The 19,888-nt window shown below is 56.8% G+C and carries 19 protein-coding genes; 8 read left to right on the top strand and 11 right to left on the bottom strand.

Annotated features, from left to right (window positions below; translation table 11 throughout):
- Positions 1-7 precede the first annotated feature (7 nt).
- Complete coding sequence (locus ABJ076_RS17805; protein WP_348185900.1) at positions 8-994, top strand: MBL fold metallo-hydrolase; 987 nt, start codon at positions 8-10, stop codon at positions 992-994.
- Between the two features lie 193 nt (positions 995-1,187).
- Positions 1,188-2,360 carry a DUF2336 domain-containing protein gene (locus ABJ076_RS17800; protein WP_348185897.1) on the top strand — a complete coding sequence of 391 codons (1,173 nt, stop codon included), beginning with the start codon at positions 1,188-1,190 and terminating at the stop codon, positions 2,358-2,360.
- 44 nt (positions 2,361-2,404) lie between these two features.
- On the opposite strand, the gene ABJ076_RS17795 is transcribed toward ABJ076_RS17800, so the two are convergent.
- The gene (locus ABJ076_RS17795; protein WP_348185895.1) at positions 2,405-4,741 is read right to left on the bottom strand and encodes a PAS domain S-box protein; all 2,337 of its coding nucleotides are present in this window, start codon (positions 4,739-4,741) and stop codon (positions 2,405-2,407) included.
- A 294-nt stretch (positions 4,742-5,035) separates the two neighbouring features.
- Here ABJ076_RS17795 and ABJ076_RS17790 point away from each other — a divergent pair, with 294 nt between their 5' ends.
- Complete coding sequence (locus ABJ076_RS17790; RefSeq protein WP_348185893.1) at positions 5,036-5,413, top strand: Hpt domain-containing protein; 378 nt, start codon at positions 5,036-5,038, stop codon at positions 5,411-5,413.
- Positions 5,414-5,433: 20 nt separating this feature from the next.
- Here ABJ076_RS17790 and ABJ076_RS17785 read toward each other — a convergent pair whose 3' ends face one another.
- The gene (locus ABJ076_RS17785) at positions 5,434-5,814 is read right to left on the bottom strand and encodes a response regulator (RefSeq protein WP_348185891.1); all 381 of its coding nucleotides are present in this window, start codon (positions 5,812-5,814) and stop codon (positions 5,434-5,436) included.
- Between the two features lie 214 nt (positions 5,815-6,028).
- Between ABJ076_RS17785 and ABJ076_RS17780 the strand changes: the two genes are divergently transcribed.
- Both ABJ076_RS17780 and ABJ076_RS17775 read left to right on the top strand, forming a co-directional pair.
- A complete protein-coding gene (locus ABJ076_RS17780; protein ID WP_348185888.1) occupies positions 6,029-6,793 on the top strand; it encodes an Hpt domain-containing protein in 765 nt (254 codons plus the stop codon).
- 169 nt (positions 6,794-6,962) lie between these two features.
- A complete protein-coding gene (locus ABJ076_RS17775; RefSeq protein ID WP_348185886.1) occupies positions 6,963-8,531 on the top strand; it encodes an ATP-binding protein in 1,569 nt (522 codons plus the stop codon).
- Positions 8,532-8,551: 20 nt separating this feature from the next.
- Here ABJ076_RS17775 and ABJ076_RS17770 read toward each other — a convergent pair whose 3' ends face one another.
- On the bottom strand, positions 8,552-9,844 hold the full coding sequence (locus tag ABJ076_RS17770) for an MFS transporter (RefSeq protein ID WP_348185883.1): 1,293 nt from the start codon (positions 9,842-9,844) through the stop codon (positions 8,552-8,554).
- 214 nt (positions 9,845-10,058) lie between these two features.
- On the opposite strand from ABJ076_RS17770, the gene hspQ reads away from it, so the two are divergent.
- Together hspQ and ABJ076_RS17760 are read left to right on the top strand one after the other, a co-directional pair.
- A complete protein-coding gene (gene hspQ, locus ABJ076_RS17765; protein WP_348185880.1) occupies positions 10,059-10,388 on the top strand; it encodes a heat shock protein HspQ in 330 nt (109 codons plus the stop codon).
- Between the two features lie 111 nt (positions 10,389-10,499).
- Entirely contained in the window at positions 10,500-10,988 is a 489-nt protein-coding gene (locus ABJ076_RS17760; protein ID WP_348185877.1) for a hypothetical protein, read from the top strand.
- A gap of 30 nt (positions 10,989-11,018) precedes the next feature.
- Here the strand turns inward: ABJ076_RS17760 and ABJ076_RS17755 are convergent, their stop codons facing one another.
- The 5 genes from ABJ076_RS17755 to ABJ076_RS17735 form a co-directional block, all read right to left on the bottom strand.
- Entirely contained in the window at positions 11,019-11,648 is a 630-nt protein-coding gene (locus ABJ076_RS17755; protein WP_348185875.1) for an rRNA adenine N-6-methyltransferase family protein, read from the bottom strand.
- A 125-nt stretch (positions 11,649-11,773) separates the two neighbouring features.
- The gene (locus ABJ076_RS17750) at positions 11,774-12,661 is read right to left on the bottom strand and encodes an ABC transporter permease (RefSeq protein WP_348185873.1); all 888 of its coding nucleotides are present in this window, start codon (positions 12,659-12,661) and stop codon (positions 11,774-11,776) included.
- Positions 12,654-13,610: an ABC transporter permease gene (locus tag ABJ076_RS17745; RefSeq protein WP_348185871.1), complete on the bottom strand. Its 957-nt coding sequence runs from the start codon at positions 13,608-13,610 to the stop codon at positions 12,654-12,656. The genes ABJ076_RS17750 and ABJ076_RS17745 overlap by 8 nt, the downstream gene beginning before the upstream one ends.
- Before the next feature lie 24 nt (positions 13,611-13,634).
- Positions 13,635-15,110 (bottom strand): ABC transporter substrate-binding protein, encoded by a 1,476-nt coding sequence (locus ABJ076_RS17740; RefSeq protein ID WP_348185869.1) that lies wholly within the window; start codon positions 15,108-15,110, stop codon positions 13,635-13,637.
- Between the two features lie 130 nt (positions 15,111-15,240).
- Complete coding sequence (locus ABJ076_RS17735; RefSeq protein WP_348185868.1) at positions 15,241-15,546, bottom strand: hypothetical protein; 306 nt, start codon at positions 15,544-15,546, stop codon at positions 15,241-15,243.
- 206 nt (positions 15,547-15,752) lie between these two features.
- Between ABJ076_RS17735 and ABJ076_RS17730 the strand changes: the two genes are divergently transcribed.
- A complete protein-coding gene (locus tag ABJ076_RS17730) occupies positions 15,753-16,532 on the top strand; it encodes a DUF2189 domain-containing protein (RefSeq protein ID WP_348185866.1) in 780 nt (259 codons plus the stop codon).
- Here the strand turns inward: ABJ076_RS17730 and ABJ076_RS17725 are convergent.
- From ABJ076_RS17725 to ABJ076_RS17715, 3 genes are all read right to left on the bottom strand, one after another.
- Entirely contained in the window at positions 16,529-17,326 is a 798-nt protein-coding gene (locus tag ABJ076_RS17725; protein ID WP_348185946.1) for a hypothetical protein, read from the bottom strand. The two genes, ABJ076_RS17730 and ABJ076_RS17725, sit on opposite strands and share 4 nt — an antisense overlap.
- A 130-nt stretch (positions 17,327-17,456) precedes the next feature.
- Positions 17,457-17,594, bottom strand: coding sequence for a cbb3-type cytochrome oxidase assembly protein CcoS (gene ccoS / locus ABJ076_RS17720; protein WP_193170465.1), 138 nt, complete (start codon positions 17,592-17,594; stop codon positions 17,457-17,459).
- Positions 17,581-19,884 carry a heavy metal translocating P-type ATPase gene (locus tag ABJ076_RS17715; protein ID WP_348185862.1) on the bottom strand — a complete coding sequence of 768 codons (2,304 nt, stop codon included), beginning with the start codon at positions 19,882-19,884 and terminating at the stop codon, positions 17,581-17,583. Before ABJ076_RS17715 ends, ccoS begins: the two co-directional genes overlap by 14 nt.
- Between the last annotated feature and the right edge of the window lie 4 nt (positions 19,885-19,888).

The following is a 19,888-nucleotide window of genomic DNA, read 5'->3' as shown; positions in this document are numbered from 1 at the left end:
GATTAAGATGACGAACGGTTTGAAAGCAATGACCCGGCGAGAGGCGATGTTCGCCGCTGCGGGTACTTTAGCTGCTCCGGCTGTGCTTACCAGCCTGCCGTCCGTGGCTGAGGCAGCGGCCCCGATGCAAGGGACGTCGCACCCGTCCCATTATCGTTTCAAGCTTGGCAAGTTCGAGGTGACCACGATCTCGGACGGAGCCATTCAGCTCGATGGTCCGCATCCGATTTTCGGGCAGAACCAGAAACAGGAAGATGTGGTGAGGCTCGCGGAGGAAAATCACCTGCCAGGGAACCGCATGGAGATCTCTTTCACGCCTGTAATCGTTAATACCGGCAACGAAGTTGTTATGTTCGATGCGGGTAACGGAAATGGCCGCCGGCCGAATGCGGGTCATCTCGCCGAGGCGCTGGGAAAGGCCGGGTTTACCGCGGACCAGATCGATATTGTCGTCCTGACTCATTTCCACCCGGACCATATCGGCGGTCTCATGGAGGGCGGGGGCGCATTGTTCCCCAACGCGCGATACGTAACGGGTGCGGCTGAATATGACTTCTGGTCTCCGCCGGAAGTGGCCGAGGGCAAGCTTGCGAGAGTAGGTAAGCTGGTACAGAGCAACGTTGTCCCGTTCGCGGAGAAAATGACGTTCCTCAAGCCCGGTGAGGATGTGGTGTCGGGTATTCAGGCTGTTGATGCAGCAGGGCATACTCCGGGGCATATGGCGTATCACTTCGAAAGTGACGGTCGCAGATTGCTGGCATGGGCCGACACAACTAATCACTACGTCGCATCGTTGCAGCGGCCGGATTGGCATGTGCGGTTTGACATGGATAAGGAAGCTGCCGCGGCGACACGCAAGCGCTTGCTGGATATGGCAGCGGTCGAGAAAATCCCGGCCACCGGGTATCACATGCCGTTCCCGTCCGTGGGGTATGTTGAGAAGCACGGGGCTGCCTATCGCTGGGTTCCGGCAAGCTACCAGCTTAATCTCTAGGCGTTCTGAACGCTGAAAATGCAAGAAGCGGCGCATTCTTTGAAGGCGCTGCTTCTTATACTTGCGCGAACTGTCATGAAATCTGCTACAGTTCATCAAGAGTGACGCATCATGTTACCGTTTGATAAGGAAACGTTAACCTTTGTTGCGGAACACTCAAACGCTATAAATGCAGCGGGATGTGAGGAAGCGCATGGTAAGCTCTGGTGACAGTGGCAATGGCGGTGGGGCACTTTCGGCGGCCGATGTGCAATCTCTGCTGAAAGATCCTTCTGCGGATAATCGCGCTGCGACGGTAGCCAAGGTCGCGGGTCAACTTTCGTCGTCCAGTTTTTCCTCGACGGAACTGCCGATGGCCCAGGAAATTCTCCGGGTCATGGCCCGTGATGCGGAACGCAGGGTTCGTGAAGCACTGGCCCGTGAGGCGAAGTCGGCGAAAGACCTTCCGCATGATGTTGCGCTGCTTCTTGCAAAAGACGTGGAATCGGTTGCAATGCCGGTCCTCGAGTTTTCCGAGGTGCTGCGCGAAGACGACTTGGTCGAGATCGCATCTGCTGCTGATGAGATGAAGCAATCTGCAATTGCCCGTCGGGAGAATGTCCCGGAGGCTGTTGCTGAAACTTTGATCGACAAAGGGAACCAGACTGTCGTTGAAACGTTGGTGCGTAACGAGGGCGCTGCGATTTCTGAAGAGGGTTTCAAGAAAGCGATCGACCGGTTTGGCGATGATGAAAACATCCAGGACGGTATGGTGAACCGAGCGTCACTGCCGGTCGGGATCTCCGAACGTCTGGTGTCTATTGTCTCGGATCGTCTGCGTGAGCATCTCGTAAAGCATCACGATCTGCCGTCAAATATTGCGACCGACTTGCTGCTCGAAGCCCGCGAGAATGCGACGCTCAGCCTTGTTTCCAATGGTGCGGGAGCGCAAAAGGTTGAAGATCTTGTCGCCGAACTGCATCGGAACCATCGTCTTACAGAGTCGATCGTTGTCAGGGCGGCTTGTCTTGGAGACCTGTCCTTTGCCCAGGCGGCATTGGCCGAACTGGCATCCGTCCCATTGCTCAATGCACAGAAGCTGTTCGACGATGAAGGCAATCGCGGATTGAGAGCGCTGTTCGAACGATCGGGTCTGCCGAAACGCTCTTTCCCGGTTCTGCGCAAGGCAATCGATGTGATGCGCGACACTGATTATGACGGACTGGAGAGTGACAGGGAGCGTTTCAGTCTCAAGGTGCTCGAACGTCTGCTGACAGCTTTTGAAACGGATGACTTCGGCCTCACTGAGGAAGATGTAGAGTATCTGTTGAAGCGGCTTACAGCTCTGACCTCAAGTACGGCTGAAGCGCGGGAGCACCTGCACTGATACCCGGTATTCGACGCTTGCCGAACGCCGCCTTGTAAGTTTCTTCAGGTATCCGCGTTACGGGAAATGCGCACGGTGAAGGTCGATCCTTCACCCAGGCTGCTTTCGACAGAGATGGCGCCTTGGTGGGCCTCCACTATTGGCCGGCAGATGCTCAGTCCCAAGCCGGTGCCGCCACTATGCCGGTCGTCGGCACTGTCCACCCGGAAGAAACGTGTGAATATCTGTTCTTGTTGCTCCTGGGAAATACCTTCCCCAAAATCCTTGACTGAAAATGTTAGTGTGTCTGCCGTACTTTTGGATCTGACTTCGACTTGCTGGCCGGATTTTGAAAATTTTATGCCGTTCGATATCAGGTTCGTAATGACCTGAGTGATCCGGTTTGAGTCTCCCATGAATACAGGATCGTCAGCCTTCCCGCAGATCTTGAGTCTGACACCGAACTTGTTCGAATACGGCTGCATGCTGACAACGCAGTCAGCAATCAACTGATCTATATTGCTCTCCTGCATATCGTAAGACATCTGGCCCGCGTCTATCTTCTCGATATCCAGAATATCGGTCACCAAGGTGCCGAGACGCTCACTATTCCGGTAAGCAATGTCGATGATATTCTGCATCTGCTCTGACAGCGAACCGACAGCACCACTGCGTGCGAGACCGAGGGCGCCGGTGATTGAGGTCAGCGGCGTTTTCAGCTCGTGACTAACTGTGGAAATGAATTCTCGCTTGATGCGCTCAAGCTGCTTGCGCTCAGAAATGTCACGGATAATTCCGACAAACCTCAAGTTTTCGCCAGAGAACATTTCACCGACCGCAAGTTCTACCGGGAAAATAGTGCCGTCCGCTTTTACAGCGGTGAACTCCCTGCTTTTACCAATCACGTTCTTGGTATGGCCGGCAAAATAATTTGCGATATAAAGCGAATGGTTTGTGTGGTGCTCCCCGGCCATGAGGGTATTGACGTTTTTCCCGAGAGCGTCTTTGCGTCTGATACCGAACATGCGTTCGGCCGCAGGGTTAAACGTGAGGATAACGCCATTGCTGTCTATTGTAACAATCGCGTCCACCACCGTGTCGAGGATGGCGCGAATGGACTCAGCGCGTTCGGCAAGAACTTCGGTGTTTCTGACATGTTCGGTTACGTCATGCGCAACGATCATGTGTTGAATGACTGAGCCATCGGTGTCCCGTATCGCCTGGCGTTCGAATTCGATCCAGATCGGATCACCGGTTTTCTTGTAGTGAAGCATTGTGCCGCTTACTGACTTGCCATCGTCAATGTCCTTGTCGACGGCTTGCGTGACCGACTTGTCAGTGTTTACTCCACGCATAATCGAGCGCGGGTCTTCGCCGGCCAATTCATGAATTGTGTATCCTGTGATTTCTGTGAATGCAGGATTTACCCATTCCACGCGACCATCCTTGTCGAGAATCGTGACCATGGATTTGGTACGGTCTGCGACAACAGACAGACGGCGAGCTTCAAGCTCGCTCTTCTGCAATCGTGCGAGAGTAGCCTTTAGCTCAGCTTCGTTCTGCTTCAGCTTGGTTATATCGATCCTCAGGCCGATACGCATGCCGTCAACTGTTTTGCGCTCGGCGATCCGGAGCCACCGACCGTCATCGAGGAGTTGTTCAATTTCCTGATCGGATGTCAGATGTTTAGCCAGTCGCTCCTTGAACCACTCTTCTTCACGTCCGATTGCATGTGTGTATTCGCCAGCGTCTAGCCCAGCCCGAATTACATCGGAGAATGTTGCGCCTGGTATCATCGCATGAGCAGATTTCGGATACAGATCGCGATATCTCTGATTGCAAACGACGAGACGGTCGTCGGAATCGTAGATGACAAATCCATCGTGTAATACATCTACGGCGTGGAGCAGTTTTTGTTCAGCCGAACGGGCGCGCTCCGCAAGGACCGTATTATCGGAAACGTCCTTGATGATGCCGCGGACAATCGATCGTTCTTCGTCTTGAAACGGGTCGACTCTCAGCATGTAGGTCACGGTGGAAGCGCTGTCGTCTGCCCGGGCTTCAAAGGTGATCGGATCTGGAATAGCGTTGCTGAAGATCATTTCGAACGTCTGACGCAACAGAGGCTGACTGGACGGGGCTACCAGCGAGGTGTCAATTTCACCGCTCGGCAGTAAATCTGGCTTCCAGATGGAAAGCATTTCAGCAGCATGAAACCGGAACTCTCTCCGCTCTGAATCCCATTCCCAGTAAAGCGCCTTCGCGAGTTGCTGGATTGCTTTCATTCGGTCCGCATCGCTGAAGCCTGGAGCAACGCTGGTCATCTTCAGTTTTTGCATCAAGCCCTCATCATTGCCCAATTGGCAGGCGCGCAACGCCGAGGCGCGCTTATGGCCAGCCATGATGCTCAATCCCCCTTTAGCCTGATGATCTCGGGAAACAGCCAGCACGAAACTGTGACATAGAGGAGTTAATACTTCGTTGTTACCTTATGAGGCGGTCGCCCTGCCGGATAAAGGGATGGTCTCGCGAATTTATTGACGGCCTTAACCTGATTTAAACCGCTGCCAGATACGTTATCCATCAACATAAATAGGCAACCAGCGCTTGGTTTGTTGGACAAGGCTCGGGATCGTACCCGATAAGTTGCTGAACGGAGATGTAGAGGCTCGAATGAAAAAAATGGCGCTTGGGAAATGACGGACGGCGGTCTTCGGCAGGCATTTCTGGCACTCCGTGACGAATTTCTTGAGATTTGTCGCGGCAGGATTGGTGTCGTCGAGCGGAACTGGTCGGAGATCACCTCCGGGTTAGCAGATGAAAACACCGCTGAGGCTCTGGAGTTCATTAAGCGCGAAGCGCATACGATAGCAGGGTCTTCCGGCACCTATGGTTATGCCGATATGTCGAAATCCGCGAGAGAGCTTGAAGTTATTTGCGCCAGGTTGATGGACGAGAAGGTTGGCGACATGAGCGTCGCACAAAAAGATGAACTTGAGGCAGCAGTGACTTTTTTGCGTGAGGAAAGCACACGCATGTTCGCGGACCCCGAAATCGGCACTATTCCGTTCTGATGATGGCGACAGTCAATCAATCAACCGGTAGGACGGGCGTTCCAGATGCGCTCGACCTCTTTGCTCAGTTGCATGGGGTCGAATGGTTTTGCGATCACGCCGATAGCTCCAACCTCCATGAGGCTGTCGATCTCGTCTTTCTGGCTCTTAGCTGTCATGAAGATAACCGGTACCCGGCTCGCACCCGGAATTTTCTGAAGCGCTGCGAATGTTCTCGGGCCATCCATCTCAGGCATCATGACATCCATGATGATCAGATCCGGCTCGGCCTCGGTAACAGCGGTCATCGCCTCTTTGCCAGAGGCGCAGGAGGTAATGTTGAACCCTCCTATCGATTCCAGGGCGAGCTTGGTAATCGACCGGATGTCGGCTTCATCGTCGACATGCAGAATTTTTATCATGCGTGTTGTTTTCCAAGCCTCCGAGTCCGGCGGGAGAGCGGAAGCACTTCGTACTTTGAGTATCGTGGCGTAAATGGCGCTACTAATTCCACTAGAAACTATAGAATCAACCCTAGCGCAATGGCGTCTCGCCAACGAGTGGTAACGTATGCCATATGATTTTGAGTGTTTGCGCAGGGTCCGGTTTGACGGCAAAAGGAAGGCTCGGTAGCTGATGGAAGATTTTGAGAAGCATCTGGCGCGGCTGCACCAGGAATTCATCGACTCTGCGAATGACAGCATAGGACAGCTCGATCAGATGCTCGACGGCGCTGCACAGCGAGGCGAAATTTCCCCACTGGAAATGGTCGACCTCGCTAGGATTGTTCATTCGCTGAAAGGGTCGGGAAGTACTTTCGGCTTCCCGAACCTGACAATCCTTGCGCATCGTTGCGAAGATTACATTTCAGCATCGGATTCCGGCGCGCCGCTCAAAATTTCCGATGTTCGTCTTTTTGTGGATCGGCTTGGAGATGTTATCGATGGACGGATTTCCAACGATGGCCCGATTGATACTGTTGTCCGATCTCTTCCGATGCGGTCCCGGTTCAATGTCTCTGACGTCACGGCAACGGAGGTTGAAGTCGGACTCGTCATGGAGCCTGGTGCACAAGCACGCCTCGTGACGAAAGAGCTTGAGGCTTGCGGTTATCGCGTGACTGGCATGCAGTCGTCGATCCAGGGCATCAGTTACATTTATCAGACTCGTCCGGACTGTGTATTTGTTTCGGCCAACATGCCGGGTATGGACGGTGTGGATCTTATCTGCGCCTTGAAAGCTATGAAGGTGACGAAAGACATTCCCTGCGCCCTGCTGACCTCCTTCACCAAGGACAACAAATTGCTGAAGGCGCTTCCAGAAACGGTTCCGATCGTGCGCAAAGGCAAAGATTTCGGAGATGATCTGGCGGAAGCTTTGCAGAAGCTTGGATTAATCTGATTTCGCTTGAATGCGTCGACTGGGAAATAAAAAGCGGAACAAAAGCTGGCAAAATTCGCCGGGTATTATATCCATCTTTGCTGGAATATTGGCCGCTCTTGTTTTATTGAGGGTGAATAGATTGAGAGTCGCCACCTTCTGTTAAACCTCCCGTCGACAACGAGTGACAATGACGCAAACTTGGACCAGCAACTTTGCCGTTGCCGTTGAAGAGGTTATAGACGGCGCCTTCGATGTCGCGCCAGATCCCGCGCGGGATGGTATTGTCATATGGAACTCCGACGGTCGTCTTAGCGCCTATAATCGGGCGATCTTTGGGCTGTTCGATTTACCGGACGGAACGCTGTCGCTTGGAATGGAAGAGCGGGATATTCATTCCCTTCAGTCCTCCTATGGTGACGCGAAGTTTCTCAACGGCTCTGGCGCGGCGCAGCTTGATGGCTCGGGGGCACCCGGTTCGGGAAATGAATATTGGCGTGCCGTGTTGCAGTCCGGCCGGGTCGTCCGCGTTGACACAAGACCGTTGAGGCAAGGGGGGGTTGCAACGGTTATTGCGGACATGTCGGAGAGTCCTTCCCGGCCGGTGGTTGAAGAAGAGGCTGCGGTGCTCCGCAAAACGATTGAAGATTGTCCGCTCGGCGCGCTCGTACTGAGTTGCGACAGTAACCGGTGTCTGGTTGCCAACTCTGCCCTTGTGACCTGGCTCGGTGAGGATTTCATCAAGACTCTCGCCGAGATTGCCCCGCAACCGGTCGGTGAGAATACAGACCGTCTTGAAGCAGTGCTGACTGACCCGGAATTCAGCGCCCGGCTCGCCGATTACGAGGTTCAGTGCACGGCGGCTGACGGTGAGACGCATTGGATCTTGTTGTCTGGGAGCTCACTCGAGTTTGAAGGATGTGCGGCGCGGATTATCTGGTTCCGAGATATCTCTGTTAGGCGGCGTCAGGCGCACGATCTTCAGATCAAGGTCGCTGATAAGACGCAGCAACTTGAAGAAGCTCTGCATCGCGCCGACCTAGCCAGCCTGGCAAAGACCCAGTTTCTTGCCAATATGAGCCACGAATTGCGAACACCTCTGAACAGCATCATCGGGTTTTCAGACCTTCTGCAAAAAGAGATGTTCGGGCCGATCGGCAGTGAGCGCTATACCGAGTTCGTCCAACATATTCATTCTGCCGGCGCCCACCTCCTCGAACTCATCAACGATATTCTCGATGTTTCGCGGATCGAGTTGGGAGAGATGGGACTGAAGGAAGATCTGTTCGACCTCGGCCGTTCGGTCTCAGCCACAATTGCCATGATCCGTCCGAAGCTTGCCGAGAAGTCACAACATTTCACGGCCGAGCTGCCGGACAGGCCAGTTGGGTTTACCGGGGACGAGAGGCAGATCCGTCAGGTTTTGATGAATTTGCTGACTAACGCCGTGAAATTTACCGACACGAATGGTGAGATCGCTCTTCGGCTGACCATCGATCCGGAAGAGGGCGCTGTGCTTGAGGTGAAGGATAACGGAATGGGGATTCGCGCAAGCGACCTTGATCGTGTCCTCAACCCCTTCGAGCAAGCGACGGACGAAACCTATAGCCGCTCGATCGAAGGGGCGGGACTTGGCCTGTATCTGACGCAGGCGATTGCCAAGTCCCATGGCGGTGATCTGAAAATAAGCAGCCAGTTGGGCGTCGGAACGATTGTTACCGTCACCTTGCCGGCCACCCGGATCGAGCCGCTTGGCTGATCCGGTCGTGCCGGTTTTGTTTATTCCAGATGTGCCTCAACTGGAACGCCGGCTGGCGTACGGATAAAAAGGGCAAGTACCGCACAGGCAGCGGGATACAGGGCGAGCCCCTGGATCATAAGGGTCGGCGATCCGAAATGATCGAACGCATAGCCGATCGGTAACGGTCCAATGGATGCGCCGACAACCCCGATCATTTGTCCGACACCCTGAATACTTCCAAGATGCGCCCGTCCGAAAAAGCGCGGCCAGACATAGCCGAAAAGAGTCATGCTGCAGGCATTCAGAAGACCGAACAGGGTTGCATAGGCAATGGCAGTAGGTACGTTGGTCACTTGCGTCACCATGAGCAGGGCCGATGCCTGGATCAGCAGGGCAATGGAGAATGCGTATCGAGACTTGATCCTGTCGAGCGTCCGCCCGACCAAAGGCATCATCGCCACCATTGTGCAAGCCGAGATCGGGAACATCCACGCGGCGACCTGTTCTTCCAGTCCCTGAGCGCTGAAGATCTTTACCTGATAGAAATGCAGGCTGGTCACCAGCATGGCGATGGAAACCATTCCGAGCCAGAGAAGGTGAAAGGTCGGTGTCCGAATCGCTTCGCCGAGGGACAGGCCCGTCATAGAGTCTGTTTGAACGGCGGCATCGTCAGCCTGTTTTTCCGGCGCGATCCCGTCGGGATGAAGGCCCTTTTGCTCAGGCTTGTCATGGACGAGCAGCCAGACGACCGGAAGCATCAGTATCCAGGTAGTCAGGCCGAGCACTGTCCATGCCTGACGCCAGCCCACAGTATCGATCAAATATTGCCCGAGCCTCGGGTGGATCGCCATCGAGGCGGCAAAACCAAGCGCCATGAGCCCCATGGCATAGCCCCGTTTTTTGCTGAACCATTGTGAGGTCATGTTGGCGCAGCTCAGCATGAGCGAGCCCTGACCGAAAAACCGCAGCAGAGCGAACCCTATGCCAAGCCAAAGCATGTTAGCGGCCGCACCGAAGAACAAGCAGGCAAAGCCGAGCAGGATGACGATCACACTGGCCATTATGCGAGGACCGAAACGATCGACGAGGCGTCCTGTAAACGGCAGACAGAATGCGGCGAGCAGGGTGGCTGTTCCGTAAGCCGACGCTATCTCGGTACTTGATATGCCGAGATCTTCACTGATCGGGTCGATGAAAACGCTGAAAGTGTGGGACTGCCCCGGGCCGCTGACAAAAAGGCCCAGTCCGGCGACGGAAAGAATGACCCATCCGTAAAAGATGCGGTCGTTCAGGTAGCCGAACAGCTGATCGCGAAGCGTCGCGACGGACATTTCTACCTCCCAGGTGATTTTTATCTTCGAGTTGAACTGCTCGATTACCTAAAGACTGTAGGTAAAAAGATCACAGAACAAGACAGATATCCGTCTCTTGGTTGAATTGCTCGACCCTGCTGATTGGTCACTTCCTGTGCGGCAACGGTTGACGCTGCTCGACATTCCGGACAAGTTCCGTAAGAGCGAATAAAAACAATGGAATGGGTAGCCCGTGGTCAAAATTGTCGAAGCCAGGTTCGGTATCGGCGCGGTTGTTCGGCACAAGATGTTCGATTTCCGGGGCGTTGTGTTTGATGTCGACCCCGAATTTGCCAACACCGAAGATTGGTATCTCGCCATTCCGGAAGATCGCCGCCCGAGGCGCGATCAGCCATTTTATCACCTTTTTGCCGAGAATCCGGAAACCTACTACGTCGCTTACGTGTCGGAGCAGAACCTGCTCGATGACAGCGACAATGGACCGGTGAACCATCCTTCTATTTCAGAGCAATTCACGGGGTTCGATGACGGCCGCTATATCGTTCGTCACCACGAAGCCTGACTCTGACTCACATCTTGTTGATGGCAATCCCGCCGGTCCTTTTGCGATCGGCGGAATAAGCCGTCTATGGTTTCGGCTTGTCTGTTCCAGTCGAATCTCCCGGATCAAGCGTTGCTTAAAACCAAAGACCCTTCGAAAATCAGTTTCGTCCGGCTACCGGAAATCGCTCTGGGCGAGATTGCTGTGCATATGTCAGATCCTCGCGTCGTCGAGCATATGCCGCTCGCGATAGGAGACTGGAATCAATCGCGCTGTAAGCAGTTCGTCGCGTACAAGGAAGAGTTCTGGCGCCGCGATGGTCTTGGCCATTGGGCCATTCTTTGCGATGGCGTTTATGCCGGGTGGGGAGGGTTTCAGAAAGAAGCCGGTGAATGGGATTTTGGCTTGGTGCTCAAACCGGGCAACTTTGGGCTCGGGATCCGGATTGCCGGGAGGGCGCTGGAATTCGCCCGATCCGACATACGCATTCCCTTTGTCACATTTCTGCTGCCGCTTTCGCGAAAGCATTTTCGCTGGACGGATCGGTTGGGCGCTGAGCTGGTCGGCGAGGTAGATTATGCTGGCAGTCTCTTCCGCAAGTATCGTTTGGACACCGAATGAGGCAAGTGGTGGAGAATTCCTCGCGGGTGTTCAGGCGGCGCTTTGACGTTGTCCCGGCCGAGCTGCTTGTTCCGAGTCATGTTTTTTGAATTTCCATACCCGGGCAGGCGGTAAATTGCGCCACGCCGTACCGACATGCTTAGCATTGATCCCGAGGCCATCCCGTAATGTTCGTGACACCGGACAGCTGGGGCCGTAGCTGTATTGGATGAGGCAGCCGTTTTCTCCCAACACCGCGAACGCTTCGGCGAGAATGACACTGCGTTGACTGCGAGGCAGCGATAGCAGGGGCAGGCTGGAAACGATCCGCCGAACCGGGCCCGCATTGTTCGATGCAAGATGACGCTGAAGATGCTCTGCATCCCCGGTAACGACCGTTACTTCCGGGAAAGCGCGCCGCAGCCAGTCGGACAAAGCCCGATCCCGTTCCAGAACGACCATGCGGTCTGGAGCGATACCGTTCTCAATCAAGGCTCTGGTTACCGCTCCCGTTCCGCCGCCAAGCTCGACGATCCAATCGTCAGGTGCCAGGTCGGCGACCGTGCCGGCGATCAATCGAGTCAGGTCCCGTCCACTGGGGCGGACAGACCCAGTCTTGAGTGGGGCACGAAGCCATCTTGAGAGGAAGAAAATTTCCTCTCTGGCTGTTCGAAGACCCATGAAGCACTCCCTGAATTCGGGTCACATTATTGACCTTGAGCTTTCATAGATAGGCGCAACGATCTTGCATCAAAAGCAGAAAAATCGAGGCCCTATGCCTGATACCCCGAACACCTCCCAATATTCTAGGTCTTTGGCAGTTTTGCTGCACGCCGAAGTTTCGGATCAAGCAGATCGCGAAGGCCATCTCCAAGCAGGTTCAGGCCGAGCACGGTGAACGCGATGCAGAATCCGGGGAGAATCGCCAGCATGGGCGCGAAGTACAGCATGGTCTGTGCTTCGTGCAGCATTTTACCCCAGCTCGGTTGCGGCGGCTGGGTGCCGAGACCAAGATAGCTGAGACCGGCCTCGGCCAGGATGGCGAGGGCGAACTGGATAGTTCCCTGCACGATCAGCGGGCTGGCAATGTTGGGTAGCATGTGGCGAAGGGCGATCTGCAGGGGCGGCACGCCGACAGCGCGGGCTGCCGTGACATATTCCATCTTCCAGACCGAAAGCGAGACGCCGCGGGTCAATCGGGCGAAGACCGGGATGTTGAAGATACCGATGGCGATGATCGAGTTCACGGTTCCTGGCCCGTAGATCGCCGTGATCATCACTGCTGTCAGCAGGGCGGGAAAGGCGAAGGCGAGGTCGCTTGCTCGCATCACAGCTTCGCTGATCAACCCGGGCCGCATTGCCGAGAGGAGCCCGAGAGGGCCGCCGACACCAATGCCAAGGCCGACCGCGACCAGACCAACTGCCACGGAATTGCCCGCGCCGACCATCAGCATGGAGAGGATGTCTCGGCCGAAATGGTCCGTACCGAGCGGGTGCGCAAAGGATGCAGCGTTGAGCTTTTCTGCAATATTCAGCACGGTGACAGGGTACGGCGTCCAGATCAGCGCGAGGACTGCTATCAGCAGGACGGACAGGGAGATGGCACCGCCGATCAGAAAGCCGGGGTGACGCATCGCACGGCGCCAAAAACCGGTTCGTTGGCGAATTGAGCCGAGAGTGGCGATATCAGACATTGCCGCCACCCTGTCTGAGACGCGGATCGGCCCATGCGTAGAGGATGTCGACGATGAAATTCACGGTGATAACGATGGCCACAAGCAGAACGACGATATCCTTCACCACGATCAGGTCCCGCTGTGCGATGGCCTGAAACATCAGACGACCCAAACCGGGTAGATAGAATACATTCTCGATGATCACGGTCCCAGCGAGCAGGAAGCTGAATTGCAGGCCCATGATGGTCAGCGGGGCGGCGAGCGCGTTGCGCACGGCGTGCCGCCAGATAACGGTGCCTCCGGGCAATCCCTTTGCGCGGGCCGTCCGGATGTAATCCTCGCCGAGTACCTCAATGACCGAAGAGCGTGTAACCCGGGCCAGAATGGCCGCCTGAGGCAGCGCCAGAGCGATGGCCGGTAGGAGAAGGGAGCCTAAGGCGGGCATGACGCCGTCCTCAAAGCCGGGGAAGCCGCCGGCGCTGGTCCAGCCGAGGGTAACGGCGAAAAGCAAGATCAGCAGAATTGCGAACCAGAAGTTCGGCACTGCAACGCCGAGCTGGGCAATCCCCATAATGACTGTATCGGCCGGCCGGCCCCAGAGCATGGCGGACAGTACACCGCTCGGAAGCGCGATGAGCGTTGATATCAGGATGGCCATCAATGCCAGCGGCAAGGTGACGACCATACGCTCTCCGATCAGCTCGGAAACCGGTACATCGTAGGTATAGCTGATCCCAAGGTCGCCGGAGAGGAAAGCGAAGATCCAGGCGACGAACCGTTCGGGAGCGGGACGGTCTAGTCCCATTTGCGCGCGCAAGGCCGCAAGCGTGTCCGGTTGCGCATTCAGGCCTAGCATGACCTCCGCCGGATCGCCCGGAAGCACTTCCATGACAAGGAAGACGATCAGGGCGGCGACCACCAGGGTCGCCGCCAGTGCCAATAGGCGTCGTACGATAAATTCAAGCATGGAGCAAAGTCCGGCGGGTTCGGCTTACTCCCAGTAAGCCGCGGTCACATCGTTGGCCTGGATCGGACGGTTCGTCCACAAACCCTTGACGCCTTTTTTCCAGACGCCGTTCTGGGCCAGCTCGAAAAGGAAGCCGTTGACGCTATCTTCCGCCAGAATTTTCTGGGCCTCTCCGATCAACTCTTTCCGTTTGGCTGGATCAACGGCTTCGGTCAGATCCGCATAGACCTTGTTAAAGCGCGCGCTCTTGTAATTGAAATAGTAGCTGTCGCGCGCATAGATGCCGATATCGAATGGCTCGGTGTGGGAAACGATGGTGAGATCGTAATCCGTCGTCTTGAATACCTGTTTGAGCCACTGTGCCCACTCTACGGGGATGATCTCGGCCTCGATGCCGACAGCAGCGAGCTGGGCCGCGATCACTTCACCGCCACGGCGGGCATAGCTTGGCGGCGGCAGGGTCAGGCGCAGTTTAAGGCCGCTCGCGTAACCGGCTTCCGCCAGCAATGACGTGGCTTTCTCCTGATCATGTGAATACATGCCGGTCAGATCGAGATAGGCCGGGTGATGCGGGGCAAAATGACTGCCGATGGGGGTGCCGGAGCCGAACATGGCGCCGTCGATGATGGCCTGTCGGTCAATGGCGTGGGCGATAGCGCGGCGGACACGGATGTCGCTGAGAGCTTTGCTCGTATTGTTCATGGAGAGGATGGTCTCCCCCTCCGTGGTGCCAACGACAACATTGAAGCGTGGATCGGCACGGAACTGCTCCAGCAACTCCGGCGCTCCGAAATTCGGGAAGACGTCGATATCACCGGACATCAGTGCGGCGGCCGAAGAGGCGGCGTCGGGCATTATCTTGAAGCTGACTTTCGCCAGTTTCGCAGCATCGCCCCAATAGGCATCGTTCCGCGTGAGGCGGATCTCGGAGCCCTTTGACCAGCGATCAAAAGTGAACGGGCCGGTGCCGACAGGTTTGGTCTTGTTCGTGTCCGCGCTTTCCGGCGCGACCATGACAACATCGCCCCAGCCCAGATTGAACAGGAAATGTCCTGTCGGGCGCTTCAAGGTGATGGTGACAGTGTTGGCGTCAGACGCCTCAACCTTGGCAATCGCCTCGAACAGGCCTTTCTGGGCGTTGGTGCTGTCTTCCGCCATGGCGCGGTCGATCGAGAAGAGAACGTCGGCGGAATCGAATGCCGTGCCATCGTGGAATTTCACACCGTCGCGGAGTGCGAATCTGTAGGTCAGGCCGTCGTCAGAGACGGTCCAGCTTTTTGCCAGTCCGGGCAATACGGCGCCGTCCGGACCAATCCGGGTCAGCCCCTGGAATATGTTCTGATAGACGACTTCATCAATCGCGGCGGCGGCGCCTGCGGTCGGATCCAGATGCGGCGGCTCAAGGGTTATTCCGAGCATCAGGCTATCTTTGGCGATAGCTTCCCCAGCTATACCGAGGCCAGCAGCCATAAGCGCCGCTGCGAACAGCTTGGTCTTCATTGTTTGTCTCCCTGTTCAAAGCGGCTCCGCACGAGGAGGCGCCCGAAAGGGAGCAAGCCTTACACGACCTCTGTTGCGCTGCAATAGCTGGAATGGAAATGTGGGATGCTTTGAGGGATGGCCTGCTGGGCTAGCTGTGGTCCTGCAAAATGCTTGTGAGCTTCGCAGATGCCTCAGCGAGAGCGGCTCGCTGCGGTGCTGCGATTTCTGCATTTTCGAGACAGTCGGCGGTTGCGGACAGGACATCCGCCAGGAGGTAATCGTGGAGATGGAATGACGCGACACGCTTGTCCTCTCCTGAGTGAACGAGCTTTACCGCGATGCCATCATCGTCACGCACCACATCGAATGTACTGTCGCGGCGGAAATAGCCGAGATAGGCCTTGTCGGGAAATTCGATGGAGACTTCAGCTCCATCTGTTATCGGTTTGCGCATAACTGCTCCAGTCCATCGATCATAATACGAATGCCGGTTACCTAAATGCTCGCGCGATGACTGGAGAACATTGATCCATATCAATGTTTTTGCCTTGTTTCCGGATATTGTTGAGAGTGACACTAGTACTGAATGAATCGCCGCGACGACGGCCCGGGATCGCCGGGCAAGCAATGAGAGCGGGCAAGAAAGACCGGAGGAATTTAATGGTGTCGATGGATACCATCCAGGCGCAAGGCAGCCGGATGGAGCCTGACGAACCTTGGGAATGGCTGGCAGCCGGGTGGCGTGACATCCTGGCGCGGCCGGCAATCAGCCTGACTTACGGGATCGCATTCTCCGTCGTTAGTCTCGGCCTTGCCGGTGCGCTGTTCTATTTTGATATTCCGCATCTTCTGCTGCCTCTTTCGGCCGGTTTCATGTTGATGGGGCCGATGCTGGCTGTTGGTCTCTATGAGACCAGCCGACGGCGTCAGGCGGGAGAGCCTGTCTCCCTGAGAACGGCGCTATTCGTACCGGTTCGCAATCCGACTCAGCTTGCCTCGCTAGGTGTGATTCTGATGGCTGCTCACCTGATCTGGATCCGCATCGCCACTCTGCTTTACGCGCTGTTTTTTGGCACCCAACCCTTTCCCGGGCTGGAGCAATCCATCAGCATTCTGTTCTTCACTTTCGATGGCCTTGGTCTGCTTGTCGTCGGAACGGCATTTGGAGGCGTGTTGGCGGCGGCGGTCTTCGCACTGACCGCCTTCTCCGTGCCGATTTTGATGGTACGGGACGTGGATGCGGTCACGGCCGTGCTGGAAAGCGTGAAAATGGTTCGGCAGAACCTCTGGCCAATGCTGGTTTGGGCTTGGCTCATTGTGATGCTGACGGCGGTTGGGATCGTGACCTGTTTCGTCGGTCTGGCGGTTACTTTCCCGCTGATCGGTCATGCGACCTGGCATGCCTATCGGCGTGCCTTTGACGGTGTCAGGCCTGACTAACCGGCCGGTTTTGCCTTTGCCGCGTCGTTGAGCCAGTCGAAGGCGCGCGGATACCAATCCTTCGGGGCTGCGTGGCCTCCATCATAGAGGCAGAGCGCGAGGCGTGATCCTCCGTCGCAGTCGTTCCATTCCTTGCAAAGCAGGCCGTTTGAACCCGTGCTCTCGATTTCCGGCAGCTTGCAATGATTATGGCCGCGCAGAAGCTCGAAGCTTTCAAGCACATCTCCCTGACGCCATTGACCGCGAATTGTGCGGCCCTCGAGTGGCATGACTTTGTCCCCGCGCCCATGCACATGGATCATTGTGACCGGACCTGCCGGGCACGCTTCCGGATGCGGACGCCAGAACGAGCCAGAAACCGGTAGAAATCCGGCATAGCGATCCCCGGCCAGACAGGCGATATCCCATGCCATGGAGGCGCCGAGAGAGAAACCGGAGACCCAAAGGCGGGACTGGTCAATGGGCCAGCGCCTGGCAACATCTTCAATCACGGCTGTCGCGAAGGCGATTTCGTCTCGTTTGTTCGGAGGCGCGCCGCGGACAGACCAGGCCTTGTCGATTCCGTTCGGGGCAATGATGAGCGCGCCGACGTCATTGGCTGCTTTGGTCAGCGCTTTCATCGCCATGACGGAGCGGCCTGTCTGTCCATATCCGTGAAAATAGGTCAAGACGGGAAGGGGACTTTCTCCGTCCCAATTAGCAGGTACTCTTGCGTGATAACTGCCGCCGTCAAGAATGCAGGCGTCTCTTGGGCCACATATGGGGGTGGCGCTCTGGGCTGCTGTAGAGGGCATGCCAGCAGAGAGGAAAAGCGCGAAAAGCGCAGCTTGAAGGATGTGCAACCATTTCATGGAGCTTAGTTTGGCCCGGTCGCACGCAATTTTAACCTGAGAACTTTCTCAATAACGGCGTTGTGACGACATGTCAGTCGTCGTCCAGCATGCGGTGTGCGGCGCCGTCCAGATCCTCGAACTGTCCGTTCTTGAGTGCCCAGAGAAAGGCGATCAAACCGATAAGCCCGAGAAACAGCGCGGCGGGAATAAGGAAGCTAAGGGCGGTCATTGTGAGGCTCCGGCAGGACCTGGCCGAGTTTAGTGCGTAGGGCATTCAGCGTCACCACCAGTGACGATGAGGACATTGCGATGGCGGCGACCAGCGGCGTGGCGAAGCCGGCGGCGGCAACCGGAACCGCGATCAGATTGTAGGCGAGGGCGAGGGTGAAATTCTGCATCACCAACGCGCGGGAAATTCTGGCGGTCTTTAGGCACTCCAGAACCGGTGCGAGATGCTGACCCTGGAAGATAAAGTCCGCTGCCGTCTGGCTCGCGTCTGCGGCGGTGCCGGGCGAGACCGAAGCAAAGGCGGCGGCAAGCGCCGGTGCATCGTTCAGGCCGTCGCCGACCATGCAGGCCAGACGTCCTTGTGCGCTGAGAGCGTCTAGCCGGGCGATCTTTTCCTGCGGTGTGCAGCCATGGCGCCAAGTCGTAATTCCGAGCTCCTTCGCAATCCGGGCAACCGCATCCTCTCGATCACCGGAAAGGAGCTCAATCGCGTAACCGTCCCGCTTCAGCGCGGAAATTACGGACGACGCATCGGACCGGACGGTATCGTTGAACCGGAACTGGACGTGACGGCCATTCTCGGAAAGCCAAAGCTCGGGTCCGTCATGGGCTAAGCCTTCACCAGGCGAAATACCCGCAAACTCACGCCGACCGAGGCGGATTTCGTTCTCACCGTCCGTGGCTATGAGGCCCTGACCTGGGATTTCCTCAACTGATTGGAGCGCGGCGACCGGGCCGGCTACCCGGCGCAGGGCGAGGGAAAGCGGGTGACGGCTGGCTGCAGCCAACGCAGCGGCGCGTTTCAGATCGGCGAGTGCGATATCGTGCTGGTCGAGCAACTCAGGCTGGCCGAGTGTAAGCGTACCGGTCTTGTCGAAGACCAAAGTGTCGACAGCGGCGAGCCTTTCGAGACCGTCTCCGGATTTGGCCAGGATGCCTGCTTTCAGCAATTGCCCGACAGCTCCCGCCTGGACCGCTGGAACAGCAAGTCCCAGAGCACACGGGCAGGTAACGATCAGAACGGTAATGGCAATCAAGAGCGAGCCCTGCCAACTCATCCCGCCTATCAGGAACCAGCCTAGGAAGGTGGCCAAAGAGACGGCGTGCACAACCGGGGCGTACCAGCGCGCCATTCGGTCGGCCAATCGGACATACCGGGCCCGACCTTGCTCGGCGGCTTCCATCAGTCCGACAATTTCGGAAAGCAGTGTTCCTTCGTCAGTAGCCGTCACTGTCACGGTGACCGGCGCTCCGATATTAACTGTCCCGGCGAAGACCTTGTCGCCGATCCGTGTCGCTCGAGGCAGGCTCTCGCCCGTGACCATGGACGTGTCGATCTCTGTCTGACCGCTGGCCAGCACGCCATCGACAGGGAAGCGCTCACCGGCGGCAACCGCGACACTCATCCCGGAGCGGATGCTGTCCATCGGCATTGAGACATAGCTGCCGTCCCGATTGATGACGGTCGCGGAGACGGCTTTCAGGGCCAGAAGATTCTGGGCCGCCGACTCGACCTTGCGCCTTAGTGAACGATCGAGAAAGCGTCCGATCAGCAGGAAGAAAAGCAGGCTGACGGCGGCGTCGAAATACACATGCTCGCTGCCCCGGGTGGTTTCGAACAGGCTCATCCCGCATGCGAGCAGCACCGCGAGCGAGATCGGCACGTCCATATTGGTGCGGCCGTGCGAGACGGCGGAGAGAGCAGAGCGGAAGAACGGGCGCCCGGCATAGGCGACGGCAGGCAGCGCGATCAGCGCGGCAAGCCAGTGCATCAGCGTCCGGGTGGCCTCGCCCATGTCCTGTGCAAGGCCGGCCCAGACAGCGACGGAAATCAGCATCACGTTGGCAGCGGCAAATCCGGCGACCGCCATGGCCTTCAGGAGGTCCCGGTCGTCCGTGCTGGCCGAAGCCGCGAGTTTAACCGGATCGTAGGGGCTGACTTCGTAGCCGAGATCAGCCAGGACGCCAACGAGGGAGGCCGCGTCTGTCTTTGCCCCGTCCCAGCGCAGATGCAGGCGGCGTGTTGTTGCGTTGAGTCTTGCCGTCAGGACGCCGGATTTTTCATTCAGGCTGCCCTCGATCTGACGAACGCAGGAGGGGCAATGCATGTTCCGGACAATAAGATGCAGGTCGGAGATACCGTCTTCACCGGCGGTGACGTAGGAGGCGACGTCCGCCGGACGGATGACGTCATCCGCGAGATCCATGGCCGCCGCAATCTCGCAGCAACTCGAGAGAGGGATCGCTTCTGTATTGCGTGTGCCTGTCGGCATGTCGGACGTGGCGTTCATGCTC

Source organism: Nisaea sp. (genome assembly GCF_039990255.1).
Lineage (GTDB): Bacteria > Pseudomonadota > Alphaproteobacteria > Thalassobaculales > Thalassobaculaceae > Nisaea.
The sequence above is the reverse complement of the archived record's forward strand: the minus strand, read 5'-3'. Positions and strand labels throughout refer to the sequence as shown.